The sequence below is a fragment of the Alteribacillus sp. JSM 102045 genome (assembly GCF_041949975.1).
In the GTDB taxonomy this organism is placed as follows: domain Bacteria; phylum Bacillota; class Bacilli; order Bacillales; family Marinococcaceae; genus Alteribacillus.
The window spans coordinates 38,125-48,679 of sequence record NZ_JBHFQG010000030.1 but is presented as its reverse complement, the minus strand read 5'-3'; the positions used below and the strand labels follow the sequence as shown (position 1 = coordinate 48,679).

Here is a 10,555-nt window from a genome sequence, read left to right as displayed (position 1 = left end):
TTTCTGGAGCGATTCAGCACCTTGCCGGAATGTCGAATTCGAAAGTGATTGTGGCGATCAACAAAGACCCGGAAGCTCCGATCTTTGAAGTAGCGGATTATGGCATCGTCGGTGATCTCTTTGAAGTAATTCCTAAGCTGACAGAAGAATTTAAAAAAGTAACAACGTAAAGCAGTTTTAACAGAAGGAGCCATCCCAAAAGCAGCCTGAGTCATAGGATGGCTCTTTTTTTGTACTGTAGGAAAGTATAACTTTTATATTGGTAAACAGTATAAGCAAAACTACGGCATTCTCATAAGGACTCGGCGATATGCCGTAGTTTTCTAATATGGAACGGAACGAGACGAATCCGGCTTTAAATATTTCCTCGTTTTGCGCAGTACACGTTTCTCAATTTTATCAGCATAGACAAACTGCCGTTTCTGGTACCCTTCCTTTCTCATAAGGTAAGACATACCAAACTGTAGAAAGGAAGGGATAGCATGTTTGGTTACAAAATGATACAAACCGTGCGTTCAAACGGTGCAAAATTAGATCGGCCGTTAAAAGATGAAATTTTGCAATTGTATGAACCTTTTAAAAGTATGCCTTGTTTTCTGCATAACCTCACTGAAAAATATATAAGTAAATGGAAGCAGATGTCAGTAATCATTGAATTTGGTCAGGATCATTATCAAACGGGCTATGATGAAGTTTGCCGATTAATTAATGGAAAAAGACGATGCGGAGTAAGAAAAGAATTTTCCATTGTATCTTGCTGCAGTGCGGATGTGACCCCGGGAATCATGGCTGAAATGCTAGAGACGTGCAATCATATTAAAAAAGTATATTTAAATCGTAAAGTGACAGCTTTATTAGATACCGCGGTAACAGCTGCAAATGCAAGAAGAATAAATAGAAATGATAAAGAACTAACAGGGAAAGGGACAACAGTAGCCGTTGTAGATACAGGAATATATCCGCACACGGATCTGGCCGGTCGCATTATCGGCTTTGTTGATTTTATCGGAGAAAAATCAGATCCCTGTGATGATAATGGACATGGAACACATTGTGCCGGCTGTGTGGCAGGCAATGGGTCGGCGTCCTTAGGCCAATATAAAGGACCCGCTCCAGAAGCGAATCTCATTGGAGTAAAAGTGCTTGATAAGGCAGGATCTGGTACTCTGGAAACAGTTATGCAAGGAATTCAATGGTGTATTGATTACAACAAAGAAGAAGGAAATTTCATTGATATTATAAGCATGTCTTTAGGAAGTGCTGCTCAGAGACATGAAAGTGAAAAAGATGACCCAATGGTTAAAATGGTAGATAAAGCCTGGGATTCTGGCATTGTTGTCGTTGCTGCTGCCGGTAATGAAGGACCTGAAGAGCAGACAATCGCAAGTCCTGGTATCAGCGGAACCATTATAACCGTTGGAGCGTTAGATGACCAGGAAACAGAATTAAGAGATGACGATGAGGCAGCTGATTTTTCCAGTAGAGGGCCTACCATATATGGGAAGTCAAAGCCAGATATTTTAGCACCTGGAGTTAATATTACTTCGTTACGTTCTCCAAACTCTTTTATTGATAAAACGCAAAAAGCTAATCGTGAAGGAGAAGATTATTTTATTCTATCTGGCACCTCTATGGCGGCTCCAATCTGTGCAGGTGTGATTGCTTTACTGTTAGAATATGATCCACAGCTTACTCCCAACAGAATAAAAAACGCATTAAAAGAGGGAACGGATCTGTGGATTGACAGAGACCCGAATATATATGGAGCAGGTTATATAAACGCCAAAAACACAATTTCAAGTATTTAAAAGAAGGCTGGTACATCCTGCTAATTTTTTTGAAAGCACTTATTTAAAAGAACAGACGTTTACAATTAGAATAGGCAGGGTACATTAATCAAAGCAATATATTAGCAACGAATTATCCCAAATGCTATAATAGCTATGAAAGATTGAATGCAAGCTTAAAGGAGGACTTTTTTAATGGCAATTGTAAACGTATCAGATCAAAATTTTGCTGATGAAACATCCCAAGGTGTTGTGCTTGCTGACTTTTGGGCGCCATGGTGCGGACCTTGTAAAATGATTGCTCCTGTATTGGAAGAAATCGATTCCGAAATGGGAGAGCAAATCAAAATTGCGAAACTTGATGTTGATGAAAACCAAGAAACAGCAGGTAAATACGGGGTAATGAGCATCCCGACACTGCTTGTTTTTAAAGACGGTGAAGTAGTAGAGCAAGTAGTAGGATTCCAGCCAAAAGAACAGCTGGTTGAGCTTTTAAATAAGCATCTTTAAAAAGGATGAAAAACTGCTGAACATAGAGTCAGCAGTTTTTTTATGAAAAGCATATCTTTTTTGATGGGAAACAGTATAAGCATAACTACGGCATTCAACGTACAGGACGTACTTCCACACGATGTGGTGACTTCTGCGTTGCACACTCGTCGCCAAAAACGCCACGTCCTGTGTGTCATTGGCGACATTAGCACATCCTGTGCGTCGACGTTCGCGAATGTAGCATAAGTTCCTTTAACTTAGGCGGTTTCCTTTAAATTGCGATATACCGAGTTTTTCTTCTACAAACAGAAAAGTAAAACGAGTGTCACAAAGGCATAAACTTCTAATTCTAATGGAATCGCGAGGGAAGATATATGGCGGTTGTGATTAAACGTATATATGAAAACAACTCAAAGGAAGACGGCAAACGAGTATTAGTAGACCGAATTTGGCCCCGCGGCATTTCTAAAGAACAAGCAGCTCTGGATGACTGGGTAAAAGAGGCTGCTCCGAGTTCAGAATTACGTAAATGGTTTAATCACGACAAAGAAAAATATGAATTATTTGCCAAAAAATATAAAAACGAACTACAATCAAACAATAAAAGCAAAGAAGCTTACAATGAACTTGTAAACTTGGCTTTTTGTGGAAAAGTTACACTTTTATATGCATCAAAAAATGAAACATATAACCATGCCGTGTTATTAAGAGACTGGATAAATGATGATATCAGAAAAAAGCAGACAAAACGTGAGGTGTAAGGGTTGAGTCAAATAAAAGAAAAGTTATCCGTTCTCCCTGCCCAGCCTGGTTGTTATTTGATGAAAAACAAACACGGCACCATTATTTATGTGGGGAAAGCAAAAGTATTAAAAAACAGGGTGCGTTCTTATTTCACAGGCACTCATGACGGGAAAACCCAGCGGCTCGTTAGTGAAATCCAGGATTTTGAATATATTATTACGTCATCAAACGTAGAAGCTCTTATATTAGAAATGAATCTTATAAAAAAGCATGAACCGAAATATAATGTTCTTTTAAAAGATGATAAATCTTATCCTTATTTGAAAATTACCAATGAAACGCATCCCCGTCTAATTACTACGAGAAAAGTGAAAAAGGATGGCGGAAAATATTTTGGCCCTTATCCGAATGCAGGAGCTGCCAATGAAACAAAAAAACTGCTTGACCGTCTTTATCCGCTTCGAAAATGCCGTACCCTTCCAGACCGAGTCTGTCTTTATTATCATATAGGACAGTGTCTTGCTCCTTGTGAATTCGAAGTGACACAAGAGACCAATAAAAATCTAGTGGGCGAAATGGTTCGTTTTTTAAACAACGGTCATCAAGACGTGAAAAAAGAGCTTCAGAAAAAAATGGAAGAAGCCTCAGAGGAGTTAAATTTTGAACGGGCAAAAGAGATGAGGGATCAAATACAGCATATCGATGCGGTCATGGAAAAACAAAAGATGACTATTAATGACCAGGTCAGCAGAGATGTCTTTGCTTACACTTATGATAAGGGCTGGATGTGCGTTCAAGTATTTTTTGTAAGGCAGGGCAAGTTAATTGAAAGAGACGTATCTATTTTTCCTTTTTATCAAGCTCCAGAAGAGGATTTCCTTACATTTTTAGGGCAGTTTTATTTAAAAGAAGAACATATAAAACCAAAAGAAGTTCTTCTTCCAGAAGGTTTAGATCTGAAATTAGCGGAGCATTTACTTGAAACAAAAGCGATACAGCCGAAAAAAGGAAAGAAGCGGGAGCTGGTACGTCTTGCCGAAAAGAATGCAGTACAGGCTCTGAAAGAACGTTTTGAGCTGATTGAAAGAGATGAGAAGCGTACAATTAAAGCAATCGAAGATCTTGGCGAAGCGCTTGGAATTGATGTGCCCCACCGTATTGAAGCATTTGATAATTCGAATATACAAGGTACTGATCCGGTAGCTGCAATGGTTAGCTTTATGGATGGCAAGCCTTTTAAAAAGGATTATCGAAAATACAAAGTGAAAAATGTTCAAGGTCCTGATGATTATGCTTCTATGAAGGAAGTTATCCGCCGGCGGTACGTTCGGCTGCTAAAAGAAGGTTCCCCCCTGCCGGACTTAATATTAGTCGATGGAGGAAAGGGCCAGCTGAGCGCAGCAAAAAGTGTTTTAGAGGATGAACTGGGTTTATCTGTTCCCGTTGCAGGGATGGCAAAGGATGAAAAGCACAAAACATCTGAGCTAATTATGGGGGATCCGGCGCAAATTGTTCCTCTCAAACGAAACAGCCATGCCTTTTACCTACTGCAGCGTATTCAGGATGAAGTCCACCGTTTTGCGATTACTTTTCACCGCCAGACGAGAAAAAAGAATATGTTTACCTCTGTACTTGATGAAGTACAAGGCATTGGAGAAAAAAGAAAACGGCTTCTGCTCAGACATTTCGGATCCATGAAAAAAATAAAAGAAGCATCATTAGAGGATTTCCGAAAGATTTCTCTTCCGGACCAGGTGTCAGCAGAACTTATAAAACGATTAAATGAAACTGAATAAAGCATCCGCTTTGAGCGATTGTTTCAAAGTGGATGCTTTTTCTTTGCACAGTTAGAATATAAATATTTTATTAGTGAACAGTATAAGTAAAATTAACGGCTTTTCAACCGTACAGGACGTACTAATGCCATGCTGCAGCCGGACGCGTGGCCTGTTTAGAAAGTTTCTTTTTAAAATGCAATAAGCAAAGTTTTTCTATTAATTTAGAACGGAAGTATATTGTTATCTGTCCCAATGGACTTCAAAGGTTATTTGTTTCTTTTTTTCCATTATGTATGTTTCTGCTGTTTTTCCTTTTAATTTCTCGATTTGCTCTGCTAGAAATCCTGCTTCCAGATGCCGGTCCATTTCTTGGTGCTCCTTCGCTTGTGGAAGCTTCAAATCAAAGTGAAATTCTCTTCTCTTTTCTTTTGCTGCTGTAAGTTCTCCCCATCCTGCTTTTTGAAAAAAAGTAAGAATATCTTCTATGTTTTCTGCTGGATATTTTCTTGCTATCGTTTTGCCGCCCCAGTACAAAATGTCAGCTTCTTCCTGTCCTAATAGCTCAGGGATTAATGTGTTGCGAAGCAGTGTATAGCTGAAATTAGAATTATTGTTTTCTTTTTCTTCCATTCTAACCGTCCTTTCCCCAATAGTATTATACCGTTTAAAATTAGAAATCTCTATAGCTTCCGCATAATAGAAATGATATACTAAAGCCCGAATTCTTTCGGAGGTAAGCGATATGAAAAAGGGATTAGAACATTTTATGACTCCTTTTAGGATGATCATTGGTTCATACATACTATCTATGTTTCTGTTCAGCTTTTTGCTGTGGCTCCCTTTTTCCCAGCAAAGCGGAGTGAACTTAACATATATGGAAGCACTATTTACGTCCGTTTCAGCCGTAAGCGTTACTGGTTTAACGGTGATTAATGTGTCTGAGACACTAAGTTATACAGGCGTTTTTTTTCTGGCTCTTGCTATGCAGCTGGGCGGAATTGGGATAATGTCTCTTGGTACCTTTGTTTGGATGTTATTTGGACGAAAAATCAATTTATCCAAACGTCTTTTAATCATGGTAGACCAAAATCAATACCAGTTTTCCGGAATGGTTAAACTGATGCGGGGGATTATTCTCCTTGCATTAGCTATAGAAACCGTAGGAGCTCTTATTTTGGGAACCTACTATCTTCAATATTTTGATACTCCGGCGGAAGCTTATTACCAGGGGGCCTTTGGAGCATTAAGTGCTTTTACAAACGCAGGCTTTGATGTTACCGGGCAGTCATTAATTCCGTTTGCAAACGATTATTATGTTCAATTTATCATTCTGCTTCTTATTTTTGCGGGTGCGATTGGCTTTCCTGTTTTAATGGAAGTTAGAGAATACTTCATGACAAAAGGAAATCACTTTAAATTCAGCTTATTTACTAAAGTAACCGTAACAACGTACTTTTTAATATTTATTCTTGGAGCGGTAGGAATATGGGTGCTTGAAAGAAATTTATTTTATGATGAAATGGCCTGGCACCAGCAGTTTTTCTATTCTATTTTTAATTCTGCAACTGCAAGAAGTGCAGGCTTAGTGACGATGGATGTGGCGGATTATACGCTCCCAACGATGTTGTTTATCTCTTCTTTAATGATTATCGGAGCGAGCCCATCCAGTGTAGGCGGCGGGATCCGGACCACTACTCTTGCCGTGATGTTTCTTGCTATTAGAAGCTTTGCACTGGGAAAAAGTGATGTGAAGGTTTTTGGACGAGAAATTCATCCTGAAGATAAGCAGAAAGCGTTTATGGTTCTTTCATTTTTCTTGTTTGGATTATTTGCGGCAGTAACGATGATAAGTGCTTTTGAACAAGGAAATAAAAATGTAGAATTAATTGAAATCATATTCGAGGCCAGCTCAGCCTTTGGTACGTGTGGATTATCGACCGGTGTGACGCCGGATTTGTCGCACAGGAGTCATGTTTTGTTAATGGCATTAATGTTTATCGGACGTGTTGGTATATTGGTTTTCTTGTTTTCTGTTAAGAAAAAAGAGACAAAATCACATTATAAATATCCGACTGAGCGTATGATTATTGGATAATAAAAAATAAAAGCAATAAGCCGGTTTCTTATGTCAGAGGCATAGGATGCCGGTTTTTTGGTTTGAAAAGCTGTATCCGTTTTCTTGACTAGCCATGAAACTGGGAGTACAATAAATTTGTCGGATTTATGAAAAGAAAGGGGAACAATGCTGATTCGTCAGACTAATCAGTCTCATTCACTTTTCTTTTTTTCATATTCTTTCTGTATAAATACAGAAGGGACGCAGATATCAGGATTAACTCCAAAGGTAAGGTGCGTTTTCTATACATATGCCAATTGTGGAAAAGAAAACAGTCTGTTCTGCATCGTTGATAAACAGCTGTTTTTCTTTTGTAATGATTTTTACGGGAATGCATAAGCCAAGCCTTTGGAAAAACGGGAGGTTGTTTGATCGGATAAAGGTAAGAGAAAAGCAATCACATCACAGGAAAATTTGGAAAAAAACTTTGGGGAGGAACATTAGCATGGCTGAAAACCGTGAATTTATGAATCGCAGGCTCCATTCCCTGCTGGGTGTTATTCCAATCGGAGTTTATCTAGTCCAGCACTTAACGGTAAACTTTTTCGCAACACGTGGAGCTGAAGCGTTTAACGCAGCTGCTCACTTTATGGAAAACTTGCCGTTTCGACTTTTTCTGGAAATTTTTATTATTTATCTTCCAATTTTGTTTCATGCTATTTATGGGCTTTATATTGTTTTTCAGGGGAAAAGCAATACAAAAAGGTATGGATACTTTCGAAACTGGATGTTTTTAGTACAAAGAATAACAGGAGTATACTTAGTCGTTTTTATTGCATGGCACGTCTGGGAAACACGTGTGCAGGCTGCTATGGGTGCAGAAGTAAATTATGATATGATGGCAGATATACTAAGCAGTAATTTTATGTTGATCTTTTATATAATCGGGGTTTTATCTGCTACCTTCCACTTTTCAAACGGACTATGGTCTTTCCTTGTGTCCTGGGGTATTACTGTTAGTCCTCGTTCACAGCAAATTGCCACTTATGCAACGGTTGCTATCTTTATAGCACTGTCTTTTGTAGGGATGGGAGCATTGCTTGCTTTCATCAATCCTGATTTAGCCAATATTTAAGGAGTGGGTCTTAAATGAGCAATGGTAAAATTATCGTAGTCGGCGGAGGCCTGGCAGGGCTTATGGCGACGATAAAAGCAGCGGAGGCAGGCAAGCAGGTAGACCTTTTCTCTGTCGTTCCGGTAAAACGGTCTCACTCTGTTTGTGCCCAGGGCGGCATTAACGGAGCAGTTAATACGAAAGGGGAAGGTGACTCCCCGTGGGAACACTTTGATGATACGGTTTACGGCGGTGATTTTCTTGCCAATCAGCCGCCAGTTAAAGCGATGACAGAAGCAGCTCCTGGTATCATCCATTTAATGGACCGCATGGGGGTTATGTTTAACCGCACAGCAGAGGGCTTGCTTGATTTCCGTCGTTTTGGTGGAACACAGCATCACCGTACCGCATTTGCAGGTGCGACTACAGGTCAGCAGCTTCTTTATGCTTTAGATGAACAAGTACGCCGTTACGAAGTAGCTGGTCTTGTAAATAAATATGAAGGCTGGGAGTTTACTTCAGCTGTTCTGGATGAAGAAGGACGCTGCCGCGGTATTTCTGCTCAAAATCTTCGTTCTATGGAGATAGAAAGCTTCCGGGCAGACGCAGTTATCATGGCAACAGGCGGACCGGGGATTATTTTTGGTAAATCTACAAACTCTGTTATCAACACAGGCTTTGCTGCTTCCAAGCTATATGAGCAGGGCGTTTACTATGCTAACGGAGAATTCATTCAAATTCACCCAACAGCGATTCCGGGGGATGACAAGCTTCGTCTCATGAGTGAATCTGCCCGTGGAGAAGGCGGTCGTGTCTGGACATATAAAGACGGTAAGCCTTGGTATTTCCTTGAAGAAAAGTATCCAGCTTATGGTAACTTGGTGCCGCGTGACATTGCCACACGCGAAATATTTGATGTATGTGTAGAACAGAAGCTTGGTATTAATGGCGAAAACATGGTTTACTTGGATTTGTCTCATAAAGATCCGAAAGAGTTAGATATTAAACTCGGTGGAATTATGGAAATTTATGAGAAGTTCATGGGGGATGACCCTCGAAAAGTTCCAATGAAGATTTTCCCTGCCGTTCACTATTCTATGGGCGGTATGTGGGTTGATTACGATCAAATGACTAACATCCCTGGCCTCTTTGCTGCAGGTGAGTGTGATTATTCTCAGCATGGTGCTAATAGACTTGGGGCAAACTCACTCGTATCTGCTATTTATGGCGGTATGGTGGCAGGTCCAAAAGCAGTTGAATATATAAGCGGATTAGAAAAAGCTTCAGAAGATCTTTCTTCTTCCTTATATGAAAATGAGAAGAAAAAAGAGCAGGAAAACTTTGAAAGCATTATGAAGATGGAAGGTAAAGAAAATGCTTACGTTCTTCATAAAGAGCTTGGTGAATGGATGACAGATAACGTAACGGTTGTACGTGAAAATGAAAAGCTCCTTCAAACAGATGAAAAAATTCAAGAGCTGATGGAGCGCTGGAAAGATATTAATATGACTGACACTGCGAGATGGAGCAACCAGGCTGCTTCCTTTACCCGTCAGCTGAAAGGTATGCTTAACCTGGCACGGGTAATTACGCTTGGAGCTTATAACCGTAATGAAAGCCGCGGAGCACATTATAAACCTGAATTCCCTGAACGTAATGATGAAGAATTCTTAAAAACAACCAAAGCGAAATATAATCCTGCAAAACATGGGCCTGACTTTGAATACGAGGACGTTGATGTTTCTTTAATTAAACCTCGTAAACGCGATTACTCGAAAAGTAAAACAGGGTCCAAGCAAGGAGCTGGTAACAAATGAGTGAAGATAAAAAGGTCCGTTTTATAATTACTCGTCAGGAAGGACCGGAAAGCAATTCCTATGTGCAGGAATTTGAGCTTGACCACCGTCCTAACATGAACGTTATTTCTGCATTGATGGAAATCCGCCGAAATCCGGTGGATGCAAATGGTAAAGAAACAACGCCGGTCATTTGGGATATGAACTGTCTTGAAGAGGTTTGCGGAGCTTGTTCCATGGTTATTAACGGTAAGCCGCGCCAATCTTGTACGGCGCTGGTAGATCAGCTGGAACAGCCGATACGTCTTGAGCCGATGAAAACATTTCCGGTTATTAGAGATCTGATGGTAGACCGAAGCAGAATGTTTGATTCACTGAAAAAAGTGAAAGCCTGGATTCCGATTGATGGTACGTATGACCTTGGTCCTGGCCCTCGGATGGCTGAAAACAAACGGCAGTGGGCGTATGAACTGTCTAAGTGTATGACTTGCGGTGTATGCCTTGAAGCCTGCCCTAACGTCAATGATAATTCTGACTTTATCGGCCCGGCTCCGCTGTCTCAAGTTCGTTTGTTTAATGCTCATCCAACAGGAGAAATGAATAAAGCGGAACGCCTGGAAACGATTATGGGCGATGGAGGACTTGCTAACTGTGGTAACTCCCAAAACTGTGTGCAGTCATGCCCGAAAGGCATTCCGCTCACGACTTCCATTGCAGCTTTAAATCGTGACACTGCTCTGCAATCATTCAAGAATTTCTTTGGAAGCGACAAAATGTAATATACTAAA

9 protein-coding genes and 1 pseudogene are annotated in these 10,555 nt (G+C 40.2%); 9 read left to right on the top strand and 1 reads right to left on the bottom strand.

All coding sequences use genetic code 11. The annotated features are described in order from the left end of the window. From ACE1TI_RS16820 to uvrC, 5 genes and pseudogenes are all read left to right on the top strand, one after another. Positions 1-170: pseudogene (locus tag ACE1TI_RS16820) on the top strand (electron transfer flavoprotein subunit alpha/FixB family protein); the annotation flags it as partial. A 312-nt stretch (positions 171-482) separates the two neighbouring features. After that, positions 483-1,808 (top strand): S8 family peptidase, encoded by a 1,326-nt coding sequence (locus ACE1TI_RS16815; protein ID WP_375008714.1) that lies wholly within the window; start codon positions 483-485, stop codon positions 1,806-1,808. Between the two features lie 174 nt (positions 1,809-1,982). Then, positions 1,983-2,297: a thioredoxin gene (gene trxA, locus ACE1TI_RS16810; protein WP_375008713.1), complete on the top strand. Its 315-nt coding sequence runs from the start codon at positions 1,983-1,985 to the stop codon at positions 2,295-2,297. A gap of 356 nt (positions 2,298-2,653) precedes the next feature. Then, positions 2,654-3,040 carry a DUF488 domain-containing protein gene (locus ACE1TI_RS16805; protein ID WP_375008712.1) on the top strand — a complete coding sequence of 129 codons (387 nt, stop codon included), beginning with the start codon at positions 2,654-2,656 and terminating at the stop codon, positions 3,038-3,040. 60 nt (positions 3,041-3,100) lie between these two features. Beyond that, a complete protein-coding gene (gene uvrC / locus ACE1TI_RS16800) occupies positions 3,101-4,819 on the top strand; it encodes an excinuclease ABC subunit UvrC (RefSeq protein ID WP_375008717.1) in 1,719 nt (572 codons plus the stop codon). A 222-nt stretch (positions 4,820-5,041) separates the two neighbouring features. Here uvrC and ACE1TI_RS16795 read toward each other — a convergent pair whose 3' ends face one another. After that, on the bottom strand, positions 5,042-5,431 hold the full coding sequence (locus tag ACE1TI_RS16795) for a DUF2507 domain-containing protein (RefSeq protein WP_375008711.1): 390 nt from the start codon (positions 5,429-5,431) through the stop codon (positions 5,042-5,044). A gap of 112 nt (positions 5,432-5,543) precedes the next feature. Here ACE1TI_RS16795 and ACE1TI_RS16790 point away from each other — a divergent pair, with 112 nt between their 5' ends. From ACE1TI_RS16790 to sdhB, 4 genes are all read left to right on the top strand, one after another. Further along, the gene (locus ACE1TI_RS16790; protein ID WP_375008710.1) at positions 5,544-6,896 is read left to right on the top strand and encodes a TrkH family potassium uptake protein; all 1,353 of its coding nucleotides are present in this window, start codon (positions 5,544-5,546) and stop codon (positions 6,894-6,896) included. A 466-nt stretch (positions 6,897-7,362) separates the two neighbouring features. Next, positions 7,363-7,992, top strand: coding sequence for a succinate dehydrogenase cytochrome b558 subunit (locus ACE1TI_RS16785; RefSeq protein WP_375008709.1), 630 nt, complete (start codon positions 7,363-7,365; stop codon positions 7,990-7,992). Positions 7,993-8,006: 14 nt separating this feature from the next. Then, positions 8,007-9,788, top strand: a complete 1,782-nt coding sequence (gene sdhA / locus ACE1TI_RS16780; RefSeq protein WP_375008708.1) for a succinate dehydrogenase flavoprotein subunit — start codon at positions 8,007-8,009, stop codon at positions 9,786-9,788. Next, the gene (gene sdhB, locus ACE1TI_RS16775; protein WP_375008707.1) at positions 9,785-10,546 is read left to right on the top strand and encodes a succinate dehydrogenase iron-sulfur subunit; all 762 of its coding nucleotides are present in this window, start codon (positions 9,785-9,787) and stop codon (positions 10,544-10,546) included. The genes sdhA and sdhB overlap by 4 nt, the downstream gene beginning before the upstream one ends. The last annotated feature ends 9 nt before the right edge of the window (positions 10,547-10,555 follow it).

Bases quoted from the DNA above. Each gene is read 5' to 3' on its own strand.
- uvrC (WP_375008717.1), top strand. From the start codon at position 3,101: ATGAAAAACAAACACGGCACCATTATTTATGTGGGGAAAGCAAAAGTA.
- ACE1TI_RS16790 (WP_375008710.1), top strand. From the start codon at position 5,544: ATGAAAAAGGGATTAGAACATTTTATGACTCCTTTTAGGATGATCATT.
- ACE1TI_RS16805 (WP_375008712.1), top strand. From the start codon at position 2,654: ATGGCGGTTGTGATTAAACGTATATATGAAAACAACTCAAAGGAAGAC.
- ACE1TI_RS16785 (WP_375008709.1), top strand. From the start codon at position 7,363: ATGGCTGAAAACCGTGAATTTATGAATCGCAGGCTCCATTCCCTGCTG.
- sdhA (WP_375008708.1), top strand. From the start codon at position 8,007: ATGAGCAATGGTAAAATTATCGTAGTCGGCGGAGGCCTGGCAGGGCTT.
- trxA (WP_375008713.1), top strand. From the start codon at position 1,983: ATGGCAATTGTAAACGTATCAGATCAAAATTTTGCTGATGAAACATCC.
- sdhB (WP_375008707.1), top strand. From the start codon at position 9,785: ATGAGTGAAGATAAAAAGGTCCGTTTTATAATTACTCGTCAGGAAGGA.
- ACE1TI_RS16795 (WP_375008711.1), bottom strand. From the start codon at position 5,431: ATGGAAGAAAAAGAAAACAATAATTCTAATTTCAGCTATACACTGCTT.
- ACE1TI_RS16815 (WP_375008714.1), top strand. From the start codon at position 483: ATGTTTGGTTACAAAATGATACAAACCGTGCGTTCAAACGGTGCAAAA.